Genomic DNA, 20710 nt, shown 5'->3' on the forward strand with positions numbered 1-20710 from the left:
AATAAGCTGCATTAGGCATGATTTTTATGTCGTTTATGCTGCTATGGGCAAGTTGTTGCAGCCTGATCTGCCAAGGTCCGAAAGGCTAAAGGTAATGCGATGATTTAAAAGAGGTTTATTAATTCATGGCGTTGGCATGGAGGCTGCTGAGTAGCCTCTCGAGCTGTTCCTCGGCTCAGGCTCACCTAGGTGGGCCCGGGCCATGGCAGAGGGATGCGTCAAGGCAACCTCTTTGCCCACATGGAGAATTCAGATGTGCCCCACTATTGCATTGCTCGGTGACATAGGCACCGATCACGACGGCTTCCACCCCTCCCCGGTGATTGCCGCCAGCCCAAATGTCTTCCTCGATGGCAAACCGGTGGCCCGTCAGGGTGACCCCCTGGCACCCCACGTCAAACCCAACAATCCCCCCCATCCGCGCAGCATCTCGGGGGGCGTCGGCTCGGTGCTGGTGAACGGCAAGCCCATCGCCGTGACCGGCACCGCCATCGGCTGCGGTGGCGTGGTGATTGGCTCGGGCAGCGGGCAGGCAGGATAAGGAACCCCTTCATGGCAGATAGCACAGGATTACAATTTACCGTCAAGGTGGGGGCCTTGCCCGAGAGCACCTTAGTAGTGGCCGAGTTCATGCTGGAAGAGGCGTTGAACGGTCCCTTCCAGCTGCGACTGGAGCTGGCCAGCCCCCAGCCGGACATCGACTTTGGCGCCGTGCTGGACCAGCCCTGCGAGCTGCTGGTGTGGTACCAGGGCGAGCTGCAACGGCGGGTGTGCGGTGTGGTGAGCGACTTTGCTCAAGGGGACAGTGGCTTTCGCCGCACCCGTTACAGTCTTGATGTGAAACCCGCCCTGTGGCGGCTCTCCCTTCGCCAGAACTCCCGCATCTTCCAGGCCCAGAAGCCCGACGAGATCCTCTCCATCCTGCTGCAAGAGCACGGCATCACCGACTACGCCTTTGCGCTGAAAAATGAGCATGCCCAGCGCGAATACTGCGTCCAGTACCGTGAGACGGACCTTGAATTCCTAAACCGCCTCGCCGCCGAAGAGGGGCTCTTCTACTTCCACGAGTTCGAAGCTGGCAAGCATCGTATTGTCTTTGCCGACGACGCGGCGGCATTAACCGCCGGCCCCGAGCTGTTCTTCAACCTCGGCAACCGCTCGCTGGAGCAAGGCCCCTATGTGCGCCAGCTCCATTACCGCGAGGCGGTGCGCCCCAGCGATGTGGAGCTGAAAGACTACAGCTTCAAGACCCCGGCTTATGGGCTCTCTCATAAAAAGCTCGGCACCGAGCTTGCCCATCAGCGGGGCAGCTACCAGCACTTCGACTACCCGGGTCGCTACAAGCAGGACGGCAGCGGCAAGGCGTTTGCCCAACACAGACTCGATGCGCTGCGAAGCGATGCGGTGACTGGCTTGGCTAAGTCCAACTGCGCGGCCCTGCTGCCGGGTCAGACGTTCTCGCTGATCGAACACCCGAACGGCAGCTTGAACACCGACTGGCAGGTGGTGCGCATCAGCCACACCGGCTCGCAGCCCCAGGCGCTGGAGGAGGAAGGGGGCAGCGGTCCCACCGTCTACCACAACGAGTTTGGGGTGGTCAAAGCCGCAACTACCTGGCGCGCCCGCATCGGCAGCCCGGAGGCGCCGACCAAACCCATGGTGGACGGCCCGCAAATCGCCATAGTGGTGGGGCCGGAGGGCGAAGAAATCTACTGCGACGAGCACGGCCGAGTGAAGCTGCAATTTCCCTGGGACCGCTACGGTTCGAGCAACGATCAGAGCTCCTGCTGGGTACGGGTCAGTCAGGGCTGGGCCGGCGGACAGTACGGCATGATGGCCATCCCGCGTATCGGCCATGAAGTCATCGTTTCATTTCTTGAAGGAGACCCGGACCAGCCCATCGTCACCGGTCGCACCTTCCACGCCACCAACAGACCTCCCTATGAGCTGCCGGCCAACAAGACCCGCACCGTGCTGCGCACCGAGACCCATCAGGGGGAAGGTTTCAACGAGTTGCGCTTCGAAGACCAGGCGGGCCAGGAAGAGATCTATATCCACGGTCAGAAAGACCTGAACGTACTCATCGAGAATGATGCGGCCTGGCACATCAAGCATGACGAGCACAGGGACATCGACAATGAGCGGGTGACCCGCATCAAGGCCAATGACCACCTCACCGTGAACGGCGAGAAGCGGGATCATATCAAAGCCGATTACTCGCTCACAGTGGATGCCTCCCTGCACCAGAAGCTGGGGCAATCCCTGCTGGTACAGGCCGGGCAGGAGGTGCATATCAAGGTGGGGGACAAGCTGGTGCTGGAGGCGGGGGCCGAGATCACCCTCAAGGGCGGTGGCAGCTTCGTGAAAGTGGATCCGAGCGGCATCAAGCTGGTCGGCCCCGCCATCAAGCTCAACGCCGGTGGCAGCGCGGGTTCCGGTTCTGGCTGGGCAGGCAAGGCTCCGATCGTTCCCAAGGCGGTGGAAGTGGTCAAGGCGCCCGATGCGGTAGAGCTGCTCAAAGCCATTCCCACCGAGAAGGCGATGGAGGCGCTGCTCAAGGAGCAAGGGCCTGCGCAGACCTTCTTTGTTCCATCCCGCTAAGGGCCATAGTTCGTACGATTACGAGTGAAAAGAAGAAGATGAAAATCTTATATCCAATGCAAGTGGGGGGCGGTGACGCTCCCAAAGAGGTTGCCTCACTTGAAGAATTTATCGGCAAGCTCAATGGTGAGCCGGGTGGCACCTTCCTGCTTGGCGGCAACCGTATCTGGCATGGCGGCATTCATTTAAGCGACAAGGGAGGTTGGCATCCAGGGGGCGCCGTACGAGCTATTGCCGATGGAGAGATAGTGGCCTACCGTATCGCCTCTGCGCCAGCAGCTGTGAAGCTGGAGTCGGAGGAGGGGAAACCAGGTGAGGCAATTACCCTGCATACCTCCCCTTCATTTTGTCTGATCCGTCATGACTATGAAGCTACAGAAGAGATTTCCGGACAGCAGCAGCTAAAGCGAAATGCTCTGACCTTTTATTGCCTCTATATGCATATTGCCTGCAAAAACGCTTATCAGGGTGAGCCAGACCGTCATGTGCTGACAGGGAGCGGTGTCGCTATATATAAGGCCACTGCAAGTCTGCAGTTTCAGAAAGAGGACAAGCTCGGTACGGCTCGCAAAGGGGCTGAAGTTACCTTGATTGGAGCTCCATCAGAGCGGATGAATCTGAATAATGAACCTTATTCTTACCAGCTAGTCAGCTATGCGACTCCAAAGGGCGATGATCCGTCAGCGTTTTATGTGGCTTCACAATTTATCAAGGAAGAACGCAAGATTGAGCCCGATTGGATGATGGCCAAGCAAGATATTCCTTGTCTCTATCCGGTCAGTCGCAACAGCTATCTGCGTAAAAGTAAAGATCAGGGTGAAGCTGTGACTGCGGGATTGCCAAAAACGAGCAAAGTCGCACGAACCACAACTCAGCCAATCGTATTTTCCAATATGAAAGAGTATCTCGAGATTGAGGTCTGGGAGGTTGCCCAAGGCAAGCTGACCGATGGTAAAGGGAATGTTGTACCCAATGCCTCGAAAGGTGATCGTTATTGGGTTGCCAAAGAGATGTTGGGCCAGCCCAGTGAAGCCGTTCGGCATACCCCCATCGTTTATGACAAAGTGGAGCTGCGACATCCCAATCCCATCTCGGTCAAGGCCGGCGAGGTGGTCGGGCATTGGGGAGAGCATGAAACACCGAAACCGACGGGCAATGGTTTTGTTCTCAATGAAGATCGTAAAGCAATACATATGGAGATATTTGTCGCAGAGAGTGACAAGGAGGCTCTTGGTAAATGCATCAGCAATGAAGGGAAGTTGGTCAAAGGACAAGAGTATTTGCTGCTCAAAGAGGGGGAGCTGGCAGACACTTATAAGTTGACCAAGGAGAATAATAAAGTCGGTTACAGCAAGGTGGGAGCCTTTGGCCCGCTGGAGGCTCCCAAACCGATAAATACTCAGGATATCGTGCCTCATGGTGCCGACACATTTGTGAAGGTGGCCGAAGATCAGCATGTCCTTATCAGTGGTGATACCCAATTGGTTAGCCAACATGAGTGGGCCAGGCTGGGCGTGACGTTAGTTGATGGCGGCTCGGATCCCGACGGATTCCTGGATAAGGCTGACACTGATGGCAAGGAGGGGGGAGACTTTTTCAGCTCCCTTTACGAAGAGCTGGTGACAGATCGGGATGGCGATGGCAGTATCAGTGCCGATGAAATCAGGGCGGCGATGGCTGAGAAAATGGTTGCAGACAAAGTGCGAAAGCTGTTTATCAAGCACGAAAGTGAATGGGTAAAGCGCAATACGTGGCCAAGGCTCGAGCAAGAGCTGAAAAATATGCCCAACCTATGCAAATACGTACTGGAAGTCACCAATAAGATGGCCTGGATAGAAGAGGCTGCTGCTGTGGTGGGTGATACCAAGCCTTGGTTTATTCATCCGGCAGGGATGATGGGGTTGGTAGAGCCTATGGTTTTGACCTCTAATAAATGCAAGAAATGTCGAAAAGATATATCTCTGTCTTTTGAGTTTATGAGAAGCTTTACTCCATCATCTGTTTCTGATTCTCGTCTTAATGATTTCATTGCCACATGGAATCATAATGCAGCCAAATATGAGGTTAATTCTTGTGAGCAGGTAATCAACTTACTCGGGCAAGGGAAACATGAGACAAAAAGATTTACTGCATTCAGAGAGTCCTTGGTTTATAGGAGCTACACCGCTGAGTCTTTATATGCTATGGCGCCAACTGCCATAAATAATGGTTTTGCACGAAAAGGTTTGTCCCTATCTCGAGAAGAGAAGATGGATTATATAAGGCGCCATCTTTTAAATAATGACTCTGGATATGGAGAACATTCATTTGGAAGTAATGAATTTCCTGGGAAAGATTACCGAGGACGTGGATTGTTGCATTTAACTCATGCGGAAAACTATAGATTATGTGCTCTTGCGACAGGGCTGAATATATATTCCAACCCTGAGCTGGTTGAGACTGATATGTCATCCATAGTCTTATCTGGTTTTTGGTTCTGGAGCACAAACAACCTAGGGTTAATAGCAGATAATAACCTAGGGTATGTAGATAAAGTAAAGAAGGTTACAAAAATAATAAACCCTGGTCTAAAAGGTCTTGATGAGCGCATTGAATTTACAGCGGAAGCAAGAGAGCTTCATGTTAGATTATATGGGGAGTGTAATTGATGCCTGTTTTATTTTTTCTGTTTTTATTGTCTTTTTCATTTTGTGTACAGTCAGAAACATCGATTCAAGGTAATGAAGGAAAGCTTCTCTTTGTAGACAAAATTGATGAAACTATCGGGGATGACGTTATCGCAATCTTCTTTGATGATAAACATGGGAAGCGGTATTTTGTTGACTACCTTCCTTATCTATCCTCCAAAGGAAAGATTCACGATGGCTTCTATTTAAATACAGAAACATTAGGGGCGAGATATTTCGTTATTCAGCAGTCTCAAATAGACTCAGACACAGGAATGAATTGGTATAATTATTTTAATGTTGTTGTTTTTTCTTATCTTAATGGGAAGTTGATGAAGGATGATAAACTGACATCTTACTTTGGTTCAGGTGGGGATATTATAAATCCTAATGGAGCTAATAGCATTCCCTACGTTTTCCCTTACAGCGAGAAGGAAAATATTATAAAAGCTGTATCCAAACCTGAATTCGAAGCATGGATGAAAGGACATGATGTAAGACTGACAATAACAGGAAAGAGTCATTTTTTCCCAGAACCATTACCAATTAATAGAACCAAATCTTACCTTGTTGAAGGTGATATTGTTCTGAGGGAGAAACATGAGTCAGGTTGGGATTATATTATCTATAAGTCAGCGAAGGGGAGAGAGTATTCTGGCTGGATGCCTTGTTCTCTAACGGGAAGCTGTTAATGGACAAATAGTCTGCACTGATATAGTGATCACTTAACACCGGCCTCAGCCGGTGTTTTCTTTTGTCGCCATCAAACGCGAAGGCGTGATCGCCGCTTTTCCGAGTCTTTGATTTGATGGCATGTTTCTGGCGGGTGGCCAGTCTGGTCTGTACAACGAGGGTGGGTTTCGTGCGAGATGCAAGCGTTCCTGCTGGTGATTCAGCCACTTTCTGTAGCCCTTGAGCTGGCTATTAAAGTACCGCGTTTGATTAATTTATTTCTGTTTTGGCAATAGATGAAGAGCGGAGTGATGGTGCTATGTGTGCTGCAACGCCCATTTGCAGAGATGAATTGCAGGGTTAACAGGGTCAGAGAATAAATTTTGTGACAACGCTATCATTTTCTTTAAAGCATGGCTGAAATGGGGGGGTAATTTATATGATTTTAATTGCACTGGATCTTGAAATGCCTCTTTGTAGGTATTTGCGTCGTGATAATGAAGGCAATAAGTGTATGTTATATATAGCTTTTTATTTTCACTCCACTAGTTATCGAGCACATTAAAGTGTGGTGACTTGATAAAGATCAACATACAGAGCGAGGGGGAGGCATAGCATTCCCGCCATTAAGCATTTGTCAAACAATGCTCACTGACGGGAATAAAAAGAATGGTCGAGGATACATTTTTATCGGCTCATGGAATTAATCGCCGTGATTTTATGAAATTGTGCGCCGGGATGGCCGCAACCCTGGGGTTAAGCCAGAATGCAGTGGCCAAGATGGCCACCGCGCTCACCAGTCCCGAGCGGCCTCCGGTGATCTGGATAGGGGCGCAGGAGTGTACCGGTTGTACCGAGTCGCTGCTGCGCGCCACCCACCCCACCATCGAGAACCTGATCCTCAATACCATCTCGCTGGAGTATCACGAGGTACTCTCGGCGGCCTTTGGTCATCAGGCGGAAGAGAACAAGCACAACGCCATCGAACGTTATAAAGGCAAGTATGTGCTGGTGGTGGATGGCTCCATTCCGCTCAAGGATGGGGGTGTCTACTGCATGGTGGCCGGCGAGCCCATCGTCGATCACATCCGCCGTGCGGCTGCCGATGCGGCCGCCGTCATCGCCATCGGATCCTGCTCCGCCTGGGGCGGGGTGCCCGCCAGCGGCAGCAATCCCACCGGGGCCGTCAGCCTGGAAGAGGCGCTCGGCAATATCGGCACCCCTCTCATCAATATTCCCGGCTGCCCGCCGAACCCCCATAACTTCCTCACCACGGTCGCCTACTACATTACCTACGGCAAGTTGCCGGCGCTGGATGCCAAGAAGCGGCCGTTGTTTGCCTATGAGCGGCTCATCCACGAGAACTGCGAGCGTCGCCCGCACTTCGATGCCGGCCGCTTCGCCAAGGAGTTTGGCGACGAGGGCCACCGTCAGGGCTGGTGTCTCTACCATCTTGGCTGCAAGGGGCCCGAGACCTACGGCAACTGCTCGACCCTGGAGTTCTGCGACGTGGGCGGCGGCATCTGGCCGGTTGGGATCGGTCACCCTTGCTACGGCTGCAACGAGCAGGGGGTCGGTTTTAGCAAGGGGATCTTCCAGCTCGCCAAGGTGGAGAATCCCACCCCGCGAGTAGAGAAACCCGACGTGGCCATCCAGGAGGGGGGGCATGTGTCGCCCACGGCCACCGGCCTCATCGGCGGCGCCCTCGGGGCGCTGGCGGGGGTCAGCCTGATGACGGTGCGTGAACTCGGTCGCCAGCAGAAACGCCACGAAGACGGGCAGCACCCATCACGGGAGGAGTGACCGTGAACAGACGCAACTTCCTGAAATTTGCCTCCGTCGGTGCGCTGGCGGCGGGCACCACTGTGCCGGGTACGGCGCTGGCGGCGGCCAAGAACAAGCCGCCCATTCCCGGGTCGCTGGGCATGCTCTACGACTCCACCCTCTGCGTCGGCTGCCAGGCCTGCGTGGCCGAGTGTCAGCGGCTCAACGGCAACCCGGCCAGTCCGGCCGGTGAGCAGACCTGGTCCAACAACGACAAACTGACGCCCTACACCAACAACATCATTCAGGTGTGGAAGAGCGGAACGGGGGAGCGCAAGGATCAGCTGGTGGATGGCTATGCCTACATCAAGAAGCAGTGCATGCACTGCGTCGATCCCAACTGCGTCTCGGTCTGTCCGGTGCAGGCCCTCAAGAAGGATCCCAAGACCGGCATAGTTCACTACGACCCGGATGTCTGCACCGGATGCCGCTACTGCATGGTGGGCTGCCCGTTCGACGTGCCCAAGTACGACTACGACAACCCGCTCGGCGCCATTCACAAGTGCGAGCTGTGCAACCAGAAGGGGCTTGCGCGCATCGATCAGGGCAAGCTGCCCGGCTGTGTCGAGGTCTGTCCCACCGGCGCCGTCATCTTCGGTACCCGCGAGGATCTGATGGCCGAGGCCAGGCGCCGTCTGCTGGCGACCCCCGGCAGCGAGTACGTCTACCCGCGCCAGACGCTCACCGCCAACGATCCCTATCGCCACCAGGTGCCGAGCTATCAGCCCTATGTCTATGGCGAGAAGGAGGGGGGCGGCACCCAGGTGCTGGTGCTGGCCGGGGTGCCTTATACCAAGCTCGACATGCCGGACTTGCCGGAGCTCTCCTCCGGCGCCCGCTCCGAGCACATCCAGCACACCCTCTACAAGGGGATGGTGCTGCCTCTGGTGGTGCTGACTGGTCTCTCCGTGCTGATCCGGCGCAATGCCAAGAAACACGAACAGGATCATGACCAGGAGCCTGGGCAAGGAAAAGAGAAGGGAGGCGACGACCATGAGTGAACATAAAGCCCGTCCGCTCGGCGGCAAGCTGGTCAGCTGGCCGGTCATCGTGCTGGCGCCTTTCGTCGTCCTGTGCGGCATCCTGATCTTGAAGCGTCTCATCTTCGGGTTGGGCTCGGTGACGGACTTGAACGGCGGCTACCCCTGGGGGCTCTGGATCTCGTTTGATCTGCTGATCGGGACAGGGTTTGCCTGCGGTGGCTGGGCCCTGGCCTGGGCCGTCTACGTCTTCAACAAGGGCGAATATCACCCCCTGGTGCGACCGGCGCTCTTGGCCAGCCTGTTTGGCTATTCCCTCGGCGGTCTCTCCATCACCATAGACGTGGGCCGTTACTGGAACCTGCCTTACTTCTACATTCCGGGTTTCTTCAACACCTCCTCGGTGCTGTTCGAGACGGCGGTCTGCATGACCATCTACATCGGGGTCATGGCGCTGGAGTTTGCCCCCGTGCTGATGGAGAAGTTCGGCTGGAAGGTCTCCCTTGCGCGGATCAACAAGGTCATGTTCTTCATCCTGGCGCTGGGGGCCCTGCTGCCCACCATGCACCAGTCCTCCATGGGCTCCCTGATGATAGTGGCGGGGGAGAAGATACATCCGCTCTGGCAAAGCTATGAGCTGCTGCCGGTCTTCTCCTTGCTGACCGCCTTTATCATGGGTTTCTCCATAGTGGTGTTCGAAGGCTCCCTGGTGCAAGCCGGGCTCGCGGGGCGCGGCCCCAACGAGAAGCCGCTGTTCTACAAGCTGACCCAGGTGATCGACATCTTCCTGATCCTGTTTGTGGCGCTGCGCTTCGCCGAGATCGTCATCAACGACAAGTCGGAGTACCTCTCCGAGTTCAACCGCTACGCCGTCATGTTCTGGAGCGAGATCGCGCTGATGATCTTCCCGCTGCTGGTGTTCCATTGGGACAAGAGCCGCCGGGATTCCCGCATGTTGTTCCTGGGGGCCCTCAGCATGCTGCTGGGCGCCGCCCTCTGGCGACTGGACTACTCCCTGCTCGCCTTCAATCCAGGCAATGGCTATCACTACTTCCCCAGTGCCGAAGAGGTGCTGATCTCCCTTGGCTTCGTTGCCATCGAGGTCTGTGCCTATCTGCTGCTGATCCGGCTGTTGCCGGTGCTGCCATCGCTTGAACGTGTTCACCAAGATTATCAGGCCCAAGGGAAAGTCAACGTATGAGCCAACGTATCACCATAGACCCCATCACCCGTATCGAGGGTCACCTGCGCATCGACTGCGAGATCGACGGCGGCGTCGTCACCAAGGCCTGGTCATCCGGCACCATGTGGCGCGGCATGGAGGAGATCCTCAAGGGCAACGATCCGCGTGACGCCTGGATGATAGTGCAGCGCATCTGCGGGGTCTGCACCTCGATCCACGCCATCGCCTCGGTGCGGGCGGTGGAGAACGCCATCGGCGCCAAGGTGCCGGTCAACGCGCAATTCATCCGCAACCTCATCATCGCGGCCCACAACATCCACGATCACATAGTCCACTTCTACCAGCTCTCCGCGCTGGACTGGGTGGACATCACGGCGGCCCTTGAGGCCAACCCGCAAAAAGCGGCGGATATCCTCAAGGGGGTCTCTACCTGGTCCCTCAACAGCGCCGAGGAGCTGACCAAGGTGCAGGAGAAGATCCGCGCCCTGGTGGCGAGCGGCCAGCTCGGCATCTTCGCCAACGGCTACTGGGGCCACAAGGCGATGAAGCTGAGCCCGGAGGTGAACCTCATCGCCGTGGCTCACTACCTGCAAGCCCTGGAGTGCCAGCGCGATGCCAACCGCATCGTCGCCATCCTGGGGGGCAAGACCCCCCACATCCAGAACCTGGCGGTGGGCGGGGTGGCCAACCCCATCAACCTGGATGCGCCCAGCGTGCTCAACCTCGAGCGGCTGCTCTATGTGAAAACCTTCATCGATCGGCTCGGCGAGTTCATCGAGCAGGTCTACAAGGTGGATGCCGCCATCATCGCCGCTCACTACCCCGAGTGGCTGGCGCTGGGGCAGGGGGCCAAGCACTATCTGAGCGTGCCCGAGCTCCCCACCGATGCCGACGGTGGCAGCTTCCTGATGCCGGGTGGCTACATCGAGAACGGCGATCTGGCGAATTACCGCCCCATCGAGAGTCACCAGGATGCCTGGCTGATGGAGGGCATCGCCGAGAGCAACAAGCACGCCTGGTACAAGGACGATGCCCCGCTCAAGCCCTGGGAGGGCAAGACGGAGCCGAACTACACCGGCTGGCAGGATGATGGCAAGTACTCCTGGGTCAAGTCCCCCACCTTCTACGGCAAGGTGGTCGAAGTGGGCCCGCTCGCCGACTTGCTGGTGAAGCTGGCGGCCAAGCACCCGGGCACTGTGACCCATTTCGATCAGCTCAACGGCATCTACCAGGCGCTGACCGGATCGGCCATCAAACCTGCGCAGTTGCACTCCACCATGGGCCGCATCATAGGCCGGGCGGTGCGCTGCTGCGTGCTGAAAGACACCTTGTCCCACCAGTGGCAGGCGCTCATCTACAACATCGGCAAGGGGGACTTCAGCGCCTACATCAAGGCCGAGATCCCGGCGGACAAGGAGTTTCGCGGGGTGGGCTTCGAGGAGGCGCCGCGGGGCATGCTCTCCCACTGGATCGTCATCAAGGGCGGCAAGATCGAGAACTATCAGGCGGTGGTGCCGTCGACCTGGAACTCGGGTCCGCGCAACTTCAACGACGAGCCCGGTCCCTACGAGCAGGCGCTGGTCGGCACCCCGGTGGCGGATCCCGCCAAGCCGCTCGAGGTGGTGCGCACCATCCACTCGTTCGATCCCTGCATGTCCTGCGCGGTGCACGTGGTGGACACCCAGAACGGGGAAGTGACCCAGGTGAAGGTGCTGTGATGAACACCTTGATCCTGGGGGTCGGCAACCTGCTGCTGAGCGACGAGGCCGTCGGGGTGCGCATCGTCGAGGCGCTGGAGCGCGAATACCGTTTCGCCCCCGGCATCGACCTGCTTGATGGCGGCACCGCTGGCATGGAGCTGCTCGAGGAGATGGCGAACCGAGACCACCTCATACTGGTGGACGCGGTGCGCAGCGGCAACCCGCCTGGCACCGTCGTCACCCTGAGTGGCGAGGAGATCCCGACCCTGTTTGGCCGCAAGATCTCCCCCCATCAGCTCGGGCTGGCGGACGTGCTGTCGGCGCTGCACATGACCGGGGAGTCGCCCAAGCGGCTCAGCCTGATCGGGGTCGAACCCGAATCCCTCGAACCCCGCATCGGCCTCACCTCTGTGGTGGCGGCGGCGATGGGGGAGGCGAGGGCGCGGATCCTGCGTCTGCTGGCCGAGGCCGGTTGCCCGGCCATCCTCCTCTCCGAACAGGAAAGAGCCGCACGAGCGCGGGAGGCAGCATGGCGCAACCCCATCTGAATGATACGCAGGATACTGTGCTGGAAATGACGCATGAAATAGCGCAGGAGCGAGCCGGTTTTGCCACCGACCCCTCATCCCTGCTGGTGGCCCAGTACGAGCGCATCGCCCGTGAGCAGATGGCCGATCTGCCCTTCTACCACCCCGGCATGCCCATAGTGGCCGAGTGCGTGTTGTTCGAAGAGCAGTGGCTCGGCTGCGTGCTCACCCCCTGGATGCTGAGCGTGGTGGTGCTGCCCGGGCCGGATCAGCGCTGGCCAAGGCGCGGCAGCGGCGAGCGTTTCGCCCTGCAGCTGCCCTGTGGTGACATGACCTTCATGGTGGGGGAGCTGCCCGAAATAGGCCAGATGCTCGCCTGCTCGCTGATGTCGCCGCTCGACCCGCACCTGGAGGCCGAGACGGGCAGGGCGCTGGTGGCCAGCACCCTCAGGATGCTGCACTCCCTGCCGCTGCAACAGGGCACAGGGGCGGTGGATCTGGGGCGCAGGCGGCTGTTTGGCGCGAGAGAGCGCTAGCCTGCCGGCACCGGCAAAGATAGACATGGGGCCCATCAGGCCCCTCATTCGCTTTTAGTGGTGGCCACTTTTCTTCCCGGGTGGCAGCAAGAGACGAGAACATTGATGACGATCCGACCCCTTGGCGCCGCCGTGCTGCTGGCCCTCTCGATGGGCGCTGGCGCGCAGAGCGCCGCCCCCCAGCCCATACCCGCCGAGCTCAAGCTCGCCATCGGCAGCGAGCCCACCGAAGGCTTCGATCCGCTGCTCGGCTGGAGCCACGGCAGCTACCTGCTGCTGCACAGCCCGCTGCTCAAACAGGGGGCCGATCTCAGCTGGCAGAACCTGCTGACCGAGTCGGTCAGTCCGAGCGAGGATGGCAAGGGCTGGCTCATCCGCCTCAAGCCCAGCCTGAAGTTCTCCAACGGCGCGCCGCTCGATGCCGAGGATGTGGCCTTCACCTACAACAGTGCCGCCAAGGGCGGTGGCAAGATCGACATGGGCAACTTCGTCGCCGCCCGGGTGGTCTCCCCGCTGGAGGTGGCCATCAGTTTGAGCGCCCCCCAGAGCACCTTCGTCAACGTGCTGGGATCCCTCGGCATAGTGTCGAAGCGGGATTACGATCCCAAGCGCTACGCCCGCCAGCCCGTCGGCGCCGGCCCCTACCGGCTGCGCAGCTTCCTGCCCGGCCAGCAGCTGGTGGTGGAGGAAAACCCCTATTACGTCGGGGAGCACAACGATTTCAAGCGGCTGGTGTTCGTCTTCATCGACGAGGAGAGCGCCTATGCCGCCGCCCAGAGCGGCCAGCTCGACGTGGTGCGCATCGCCCCCTCCCTGGCGCCGACGGTGCCGGCGTCTCTCAAACTCTGGGTGCGCCCGAGCGTGGAGAACCGCGGCATCGTCTTCCCCATCCCGCCCGCCGGCGGCAAGGATGCCAAGGGAAACCCCGTCGGCAACGACATAACCTCGGACGTGGCGGTGCGCCGCGCCATCAACTACGCCATCGATCGCCAGCTGCTGGCCGATCAACTGCTGGAGGGGCATGCCATCCCCGCCTACAGCGCGGTGCAGGGGCTGCCCTGGTACAACCCGGCCAGCGCCTTCAAGGACGGGGACCCCGCCCATGCCAATGCCCTGCTCGAAGCCGCTGGCTGGCAGCGGGGCAGTGACGGCATCCGCCACAAGGGCTCCCGGCGCGCCGCCTTCACCCTCTGGTACACCAGCGGTGACAGCACCCGGCGGGATCTGGCCGAAGCGGTGCGCGCCATGCTCAAGCCCATCGGTCTGGAGGTAAGCCTGAAGTCTGGCAGCTGGGAGCAGGTGGAGCGGGAGATGCACGCCAATCCGGTGATGATGGGCTGGGGGAGCCTGGATCCCATGGAGCTCTATCACCACTATCAGAGTGCCGCCGCCGGGGTCGAGTTCTACAATCCCGGCTACTACCGCAACGCCGCGGTGGATGCCCACCTCAAGCAGGCGCTGGATGCCCCGAACTGGCAGGCGGCCGTGCCGTTCTGGCAACAGGTCGAGTGGGATGGCAAGACAGGCGCCGGGGTGCAGGGGGACGCGGCCTGGGCCTGGTTGCTCAATGTGCAGCACAGCTATCTGGCCAACGCCTGCGTCGATCTCGGCAAGGGGGCGCCGGAAATCCACGGTAGCTGGTCCCTGTTGAACAACCTGCAGGATTGGCGGTGGACGTGCCGCTAAGATCGCCCCTGAGTCTGACCGGCAAGGCGCTGGGAAAGGCCCTGCTGCGGCTGGCAGGGCTGCTCGCGCTGGTGTCGCTCGCCAGCTTCGTGCTGCTGAGCTACTCCCCCATCGATCCCATCAAGGCCTATATCGGCAACGATCTGCTGCACGTGCCCCCCGAGCAATACGCCAGGATCGCCGCCCGCTGGGGGCTGGATCAGCCGCTGTGGCTGCGTTACTGGCACTGGTTCGGCCAGGTGCTGCGGGGGGATCTCGGCTACTCCATGCTCTACAACGCGCCTGTCACCGAGGTGATCGGCAGCCGTTTCGCCGCCTCTTTTGCGCTGCTGGCGGGGGCCTGGCTGCTGTCCGGCAGTCTCGGTGTGCTGCTGGGGCTTTTCGCCGGCCGCTACCTCAACCGCTGGCCGGACAGGCTCATCTGCCGCCTGGCTTACCTGCTCGCCTCCCTGCCCACCTTCTGGGTCGGCCTGCTGCTGCTCGCGCTCTTTGCGGTGCACTGGCCGCTGCTGCCGGTCTGCTGCGCCTGGACCCCGGGCCTCGGCGCGGACCAGGTGGACTGGGCCTTGCGGCTGCGCCACCTCATACTGCCGATCACCACCCTGGCGCTGCTCGGGATGGGCAACATCGCTCTGCATACCCGGGGCCGGGTGGCCGAGGTGCTCGGCAGCGACTTTATCCGCTACGCCCGCGCTCAGGGGGACGGCGGCTGGCCCATGCTGCGCTTTCACGTATTGCGCCACGCCCTGACCCCGGCCCTCTGCCTGCAATTTGCCTCCCTTGGCGAGCTTATCGGTGGATCCCTGCTGGCGGAGAAGGTATTCGCCTATCCGGGGCTGGGGCAGGCGACCGTGGATGCGGGGCTGCGCGGTGACATCCCCCTGCTGATGGGCATAGTGTTGTTCTGCACCCTGCTGGTGTTCTTGGGCAACAGCATGGCAAGCGGGTTGCTGGCCCGCATCAATCAGGGCTGGGAGGGGCGTCATGCTGTTTAATCCACTGCCTTCGCTGCTGCGACTCGGTTTTGCGTTGACCTGCCTGATCCTGCTGGCCTGCTATGGCTGGAGCCTGTCGGCTCAGGACGTGCCCATGGATCTGCTGTCCCGCCATCAGGCCCCCTCCATGTTGCACTGGTTCGGCACCGATCAGATGGGGCGGGATCTCTGGCAGCGCGCCTTCCAGGGCACCCTCACCAGCCTGGATCTCGGTGTCAGCACGGCGCTTTGCAGCGGCATGCTGGCCATGCTGGCCGCCAGCCTCTCGCTGCTGCATCCCAGATGCGACAGTGCGGTGCGCCTGGTCATCGACGCCATGCTGGCGCTGCCCCACATGCTGCTGTTGATCCTCATCTGCTTCACCCTGGGGGGCGGCATGCACGGGGTGATCCTGGCGGTGGCGCTGACCCACTGGCCCAAGCTCGCGCTGATCCTGCGGACCGAGGCGAGGCGGATCGCCTGCAGCGACCATGTGGTGCTGGCTCGCTGCCAGGGCATGGGGCCGCTGCGGCGTTGGTGTGTTCATCTGCTGCCCGGCCTCTTGCCCCAGTGGTTTATCGGCACCCTGTTGATGTTTCCCCATGCGGTGCTGCACAGCGCCGCCTTAAGTTTTCTGGGGTTTGGTCTCGCGGCCCACGAGGCGTCGCTGGGGCTGCTGCTGGCCGATGCCCTGCGCTATCTGGCGGGGGGCGGCTGGTGGCTGGCGCTCTTCCCCGGCCTGATGTTGCTATTGCTGGTATTGCTGTTCGATCAGGCTACCCGCGCCCTGCAGCAGCTCTGGTTTGGGGGTGAACCATGCTGATATTTGAAACCGCCACCTGGCGTCAGCGCAGTCTGGCTGGCGCTCTTCCTCAGTTTCATGATGTTGTCGCTGGCGCTGCTGTTCGATCAGGTTACTCGCGCGCCCTGCAGCAGCTCTGGTTTGGGAGCAATGAGCGATGTTGAGCTTCGAGCACGTCACCATAGAGGCGGCCCGCTACAGCTGGCTTGGCCGCCGTCGCTGGCAGCCGTTGCTGAGCGAGGTCAGCCTGCAGCTGGCTCCCGGCGAGATAGTGGCGCTGGTGGGGGGCAGCGGCGAGGGCAAGAGCCTGTTGCTGCAAAGCGCCCTCAGCTTGCTGCCGGACAACCTGCGCATGGGCGGCACCATCACCCTCGATGGTGCCGCCCTGTGTGACGAGGGCCGGGCCCGCTTGCGTGGCCATACCCTCTGCCATGTGCCGCAGGGGGTGAGTGCCCTCAACCCCCTGCTGACGGTGGAGCGCCAGCTCGGCCGCGCCGCCCGTCTCTGCGGCCAGAGCGGCTCCCACGAGCAGCTCAGCCGGCAATTGCTGAGATACCAATTGCCCGTGCAAACCCTCGCCCATTACCCGCGTCAGCTCTCCGGCGGCATGGCGAAACGCATCCTGGCCTGCGCCGCCGCGCTCAGCGGGGCGCGATATATTTTGGCAGACGAGATCACCGCCTGGCTCGATCAACCCCTGGCCTGCCAGCTGCTCACCCAGCTGCGCGAGCTGGCCCGGGAGGGCAGCGGCATCCTCTGGGTCACCCACGATCTGGCGCTGGCGGCTCGCTTCGCCGATCGCATAGTCGCGCTCCATCAGGGGCGGGTGAGCGACAGCCTGAGCAGCCAGCAGCTGCGGGCGGGGCAGGGCAGCGCCATGCTGCGGGCCCACTGGCAGGCGCTGCCGGAATTCAACTCACTCTTCGCGGCTTCAGAGGTTTCCTGATGGCTGAATCGCAATCTCTGATCTTCTCTCTGGCTGCGGCAGGTCGGTGTCAGGCGCTGCCGAAATGCAATTCATTCTTCGCGATACCGGAGGTCTCCTGATGATTGAGTCGCTGGAACGGATCGCTTGTCAGGCTGCGGGTATTCGGTGGCAGGCCTTGTCGGAGTTCAACTCACTCTTTTGCACGCCGGAGGTTTCTTGATGATTGAGTCGCAATCTTTGGCCTTCTCTCTGGCTACGGGTATTCGGTGGCAGGCGCTGCCGGGGTTCAATTCACTCTTCTCTGCACCGGAGGTCTGCTGATGTTCGAGGTACGGGATCTCAGCCTCCATCAAGGGGAACGCCCCCTCTGGCAGGGGCTGTCGTTGACTATCCAGGCGGGCGAGCGACTCGGTCTCTCGGCGCCGAGCGGCCATGGCAAGACCACCCTGGGGCGGGTGCTGGCGGGCTGGCAACCGGCAGGGGGGCAGCCGGGGGAAGGCAGTAAGATCTTGCTCGATGGCACTCCCTTGCCATCACGGGGTTACAACCCGGTGCAACTGGTGCCCCAGCATCCTGAGCTCAGCTTCAATCCCTATCGCAGCACCGGCCAGTCGCTGTGGGATGTCTGGCGCCCCGATGACGCCACGCTGGCGCGCTTTCTGATCAAGCCCGAGTGGTTATCCAGAAAACCGTCTCAGCTCTCCGGCGGTGAACTGGCCCGCATCGCCCTGCTGCGGGCGCTCGATCCCCGCACCCGCGTGCTTATCGCCGACGAGGTGACAGCCCAGCTCGATCCCCACATCCAGCGCCAGCTCTGGCAAGAGCTGATGCGCGAATGCGATACCCGGGGGCTCGGCATGCTGGTGTTCAGCCACCAGCATGCGCTGCTACAGCAGGTGTGTCATCGAATCATCCGCTTTGGCGAGCAAGGAGAGCAGCGGAATACGCTAACCTATCACGCAGCCTGAGCATCTTCTGCTGTCAGAATAAAAAAGAGAGGGAGCATCAGCCTCCCTCTCTTGTTATCAACATTCCCGGCACCTTGGTGGCGGTAGGTTCGATTAGCGCAGCGTAATCGGACGCTCGTAACCTCAGGCGCTGGCGAGCCAGTCGAGCCAGGCGTCCATCCCCTCGCCGGTGGTGGCGCTGAGCTGGATCACCTGGATGTAGGGGTTGACCCGCTTGGCATTCTCGATGCAGCGCGCCACGTCGAAACTGACATGGGGCAGCAGATCCGTCTTGTTGATGATCATCAGCTGGGCGGCGGCAAACATGTCAGGGTATTTCAGCGGCTTCTCCTCCCCCTCGGTGACCGAGAGGATGGCGACCTTGTACTTCTCGCCGAGATCGAAGCCGGCCGGGCAGACCAGGTTGCCCACGTTCTCGATGAAGAGGATGCCCCCTTCATTGGCGGGCAGCTGGTGGCAGGCGTCGTGCACCATCTTGGCATCCAGGTGGCAACCCTTGCCGGTGTTGATCTGGATAGCGGGCACCCCGGTGGCCCGGATGCGATCCGCATCGGCACTGGTCTGCTGATCCCCCTCGATCACGGCGCAGGAGCGCTGGCCCTCCAGTCGGCGCAGGGTCTCGCACAGCAGGGTGGTCTTGCCCGAGCCCGGGCTCGACACCAGGTTCAGCACCAGCTGACCGGCCTGGTCGAAGTGCTCCCGGTTGTGGACCGCCAGCTTGTTGTTCTTGGCCAGCACATCCATCTCGATGGCGATCAGCTGGCGTTGGCCCATGCCCGGCACCGACAGTCCCGCCGCGCCCTTGCCATAGTGCAGATCCGCATGCTGATGGGCATGGCCATGCTCGTGAGCGTGTTCGTGGTCATGGGAGTGGGCATGATGGTGCTCGTGGCCGTGATCATGGGAGTGGGCATGATGGTGCTCATGCTCATGCTCATGCTCATGTTTATGTTCATGGCCGTGATCGTGGGGGTGAGCATGATGATGCTCATGGTCGGCGGCGTGATCGTGGGAGTGAGCCTGATGATGCCCTTGAGCCTGGCCGGCCTGCACAGTGCCCACCCCGTGGTAGTGGTGATGGACATCCCCCTGATGGTGGTAGTGATGGTGAATGATCAGGGTGCGCGGCGCTGGCTGCCGATGAGCGTGCTCATGGTCGTGATCGTGGCCGTGCTCGGCATGATGCTGGTGTTCGTGCTGGTGTTCATGTTCATGTTCATGATCGTGCCCGGCGATTCGTGCCTGGCCGCATCCGCATACGCTACACATATCAACTTACCTCGATGTCGGTGATGCGCAGGCTATCGCCCTGCGCGACTCGTAATTTGTATCCGCCACACAGGGGGCAAGCCTGGCCGCGCTCGGTGAGGGTCACCGTCTTGCTGCAGTCGTAGCACCAGCCCTCGGCGGCCTGGTGCTGAAAATGCAAGCTGGCGCCCTCGACGGCCGTGCCTTTGGCGGCGGCCTCGAAGCAGAAGGCGATGGTATCGGGGTCGACGCAGGAGAAACTGCCGACCTCCAGCCAGAGTGCGGTGACTCTGGTAAAGCCGCGCTGGCTGGCCTGCTCGGCCGCCAGATCGATGGCCGCCATGGCAAGGGACATCTCGTGCATGATCAGGGCTCCTTTGGCCGGGTACTTAGCAGATGCGGGGGAGCAGCTCCCCCTGTGGCAGTTCGAGATAACGGCGGCTGCCCCAGGGGTTGTTGAGGATCACCTTGTGCTGGGTGCTCTCTTTCACCACCCCGATCCGGCTGGCGGAGGGGTTGAAGGCGCGCAGCAGCGCCAGCGCGGCGTCCGCCTGCTCGGCGGGCAGGGCCAGCACCATGGTGCCTTCGTTGGCGAGATCATGAGGCTCGAAGCCGTACAGCTCGCACAGGCCGCGCACCGGGTCGCACACCGGGATGGCGGACTCTTCCAGCTCGATGGCGACCCCGGAGGCGGTGCTCCATTCGTTGAGCACGGCGGCGAGCCCGCCCCGGGTGGCATCGCGCAGGGCGTGGGGGGTGAGCCCCGCCGCCAGCAGCGCCTCGACCTGCGGCCAGAGGGTGGTGCAGTCGCTCTTGAGCGCGGAGCCGAGCTGCAGGGCGTCGCGGGCCATCAGGATGCAGGCGCCGTGGCTGCCGATATCCCGCGACACCAGGATGGCGTCATCGGGCTTGAGGTTGCGCACCGAGATCCCCCGGCTCTGTGCAGGGCAAGGGAAGGTGCCGACCCCGCTGGTGTTGATGAACAGCTTGTCCGCCGCCCCCCTCGGCACCACCTTGGTGTCGCCGCAGACGATGCGGGCGCCGCTCTTGGTTAACTCTGAGGCCATGGACTCGACGATGCGGGCGAGATCGGCGTAGGGGAAGCCCTCCTCTATGATGAAGCTGCAGCTCAGGTATTCGGGCCTGGCCCCCATCATGGCGAGATCGTTGACGGTGCCGGCGATGGCCAGCTTGCCGATGTCGCCCCCCTCGAAGAAGAGCGGCGAGACGGTGAAGCTGTCGGTGGTGAAGGCGACGGGGCCTTGCACCGGCAGCAGGGCCGCGTCTTCACCGCGCAGCAGGATCTCGTTGCCGAAGTGGCGGAAGAAGAGCTGGTTGATCAGCTGGTTCATCTCGACACCGCCACCACCGTGGCTAAGTTGAATCTCTCTCATCGGGATGGGGTCTCCAGGTAG

Annotated in this window: 19 protein-coding genes; 16 read left to right on the forward strand and 3 right to left on the reverse strand. The window is 60.4% G+C overall.

Annotated features, from left to right (window positions below):
- The first annotated feature begins 253 nt into the window (after positions 1 to 253).
- The 15 genes from MM194_RS00165 (at position 254) to MM194_RS00235 (ending at position 18047) form a co-directional block, all read left to right on the forward strand.
- Positions 254 to 541 carry a type VI secretion system PAAR protein gene (locus tag MM194_RS00165; RefSeq protein ID WP_033130016.1) on the forward strand — a complete coding sequence of 96 codons (288 nt, stop codon included), beginning with the start codon at positions 254 to 256 and terminating at the stop codon, positions 539 to 541.
- A gap of 11 nt (positions 542 to 552) precedes the next feature.
- On the forward strand, positions 553 to 2601 hold the full coding sequence (gene tssI / locus MM194_RS00170; RefSeq protein ID WP_241342237.1) for a type VI secretion system tip protein TssI/VgrG: 2049 nt from the start codon (positions 553 to 555) through the stop codon (positions 2599 to 2601).
- 38 nt (positions 2602 to 2639) lie between these two features.
- A complete protein-coding gene (locus tag MM194_RS00175) occupies positions 2640 to 5249 on the forward strand; it encodes a glycoside hydrolase family 19 protein (protein ID WP_241342239.1) in 2610 nt (869 codons plus the stop codon).
- Positions 5249 to 5959: a hypothetical protein gene (locus MM194_RS00180; RefSeq protein ID WP_241342241.1), complete on the forward strand. Its 711-nt coding sequence runs from the start codon at positions 5249 to 5251 to the stop codon at positions 5957 to 5959. Before MM194_RS00175 ends, MM194_RS00180 begins: the two co-directional genes overlap by 1 nt.
- 649 nt (positions 5960 to 6608) lie before the next feature.
- A complete protein-coding gene (gene hybO, locus MM194_RS00185; protein ID WP_241342243.1) occupies positions 6609 to 7742 on the forward strand; it encodes a hydrogenase 2 small subunit in 1134 nt (377 codons plus the stop codon).
- 2 nt (positions 7743 to 7744) lie between these two features.
- Positions 7745 to 8764 carry a hydrogenase 2 operon protein HybA gene (gene hybA / locus MM194_RS00190; protein ID WP_033130222.1) on the forward strand — a complete coding sequence of 340 codons (1020 nt, stop codon included), beginning with the start codon at positions 7745 to 7747 and terminating at the stop codon, positions 8762 to 8764.
- Positions 8757 to 9944, forward strand: a complete 1188-nt coding sequence (gene hybB, locus MM194_RS00195) for a Ni/Fe-hydrogenase cytochrome b subunit (RefSeq protein ID WP_033130223.1) — start codon at positions 8757 to 8759, stop codon at positions 9942 to 9944. The genes hybA and hybB overlap by 8 nt, the downstream gene beginning before the upstream one ends.
- Complete coding sequence (gene hybC / locus MM194_RS00200) at positions 9941 to 11644, forward strand: hydrogenase 2 large subunit (RefSeq protein ID WP_241342245.1); 1704 nt, start codon at positions 9941 to 9943, stop codon at positions 11642 to 11644. Before hybB ends, hybC begins: the two co-directional genes overlap by 4 nt.
- Positions 11644 to 12174 (forward strand): HyaD/HybD family hydrogenase maturation endopeptidase, encoded by a 531-nt coding sequence (locus MM194_RS00205; RefSeq protein ID WP_241342247.1) that lies wholly within the window; start codon positions 11644 to 11646, stop codon positions 12172 to 12174. The genes hybC and MM194_RS00205 overlap by 1 nt, the downstream gene beginning before the upstream one ends.
- Entirely contained in the window at positions 12156 to 12689 is a 534-nt protein-coding gene (hybE, locus tag MM194_RS00210) for a hydrogenase-2 assembly chaperone (RefSeq protein ID WP_241342249.1), read from the forward strand. Before MM194_RS00205 ends, hybE begins: the two co-directional genes overlap by 19 nt.
- Positions 12690 to 12794: 105 nt before the next feature.
- Positions 12795 to 14375, forward strand: a complete 1581-nt coding sequence (locus MM194_RS00215; protein WP_241342250.1) for an ABC transporter substrate-binding protein — start codon at positions 12795 to 12797, stop codon at positions 14373 to 14375.
- A complete protein-coding gene (locus tag MM194_RS00220) occupies positions 14360 to 15370 on the forward strand; it encodes an ABC transporter permease (protein ID WP_033130228.1) in 1011 nt (336 codons plus the stop codon). Before MM194_RS00215 ends, MM194_RS00220 begins: the two co-directional genes overlap by 16 nt.
- Positions 15360 to 16172, forward strand: coding sequence for an ABC transporter permease (locus MM194_RS00225; RefSeq protein WP_241342253.1), 813 nt, complete (start codon positions 15360 to 15362; stop codon positions 16170 to 16172). The genes MM194_RS00220 and MM194_RS00225 overlap by 11 nt, the downstream gene beginning before the upstream one ends.
- A 136-nt stretch (positions 16173 to 16308) precedes the next feature.
- On the forward strand, positions 16309 to 17097 hold the full coding sequence (locus MM194_RS00230) for an ATP-binding cassette domain-containing protein (RefSeq protein WP_241342254.1): 789 nt from the start codon (positions 16309 to 16311) through the stop codon (positions 17095 to 17097).
- 302 nt (positions 17098 to 17399) lie between these two features.
- The gene (locus MM194_RS00235; RefSeq protein ID WP_241342255.1) at positions 17400 to 18047 is read left to right on the forward strand and encodes an ATP-binding cassette domain-containing protein; all 648 of its coding nucleotides are present in this window, start codon (positions 17400 to 17402) and stop codon (positions 18045 to 18047) included.
- 123 nt (positions 18048 to 18170) lie between these two features.
- Here MM194_RS00235 and hypB read toward each other — a convergent pair whose 3' ends face one another.
- Entirely contained in the window at positions 18171 to 19109 is a 939-nt protein-coding gene (gene hypB / locus MM194_RS00240) for a hydrogenase nickel incorporation protein HypB (protein WP_347006393.1), read from the reverse strand.
- On the opposite strand from hypB, the gene MM194_RS00245 reads away from it, so the two are divergent.
- Positions 19002 to 19340: a hypothetical protein gene (locus tag MM194_RS00245; RefSeq protein WP_347006394.1), complete on the forward strand. Its 339-nt coding sequence runs from the start codon at positions 19002 to 19004 to the stop codon at positions 19338 to 19340. The two genes, hypB and MM194_RS00245, sit on opposite strands and share 108 nt — an antisense overlap.
- On the opposite strand, the gene hypA is transcribed toward MM194_RS00245, so the two are convergent.
- On the reverse strand, positions 19318 to 19659 hold the full coding sequence (gene hypA, locus MM194_RS00250) for a hydrogenase maturation nickel metallochaperone HypA (protein ID WP_033130233.1): 342 nt from the start codon (positions 19657 to 19659) through the stop codon (positions 19318 to 19320). The genes MM194_RS00245 and hypA overlap by 23 nt on opposite strands.
- Before the next feature lie 25 nt (positions 19660 to 19684).
- Positions 19685 to 20689, reverse strand: coding sequence for a hydrogenase expression/formation protein HypE (gene hypE / locus MM194_RS00255; RefSeq protein WP_241342258.1), 1005 nt, complete (start codon positions 20687 to 20689; stop codon positions 19685 to 19687).
- Between the last annotated feature and the right edge of the window lie 21 nt (positions 20690 to 20710).

The organism is Aeromonas sp. MR16, assembly GCF_022549315.1.
GTDB classification, from domain to species: domain Bacteria; phylum Pseudomonadota; class Gammaproteobacteria; order Enterobacterales; family Aeromonadaceae; genus Aeromonas; species Aeromonas aquatica.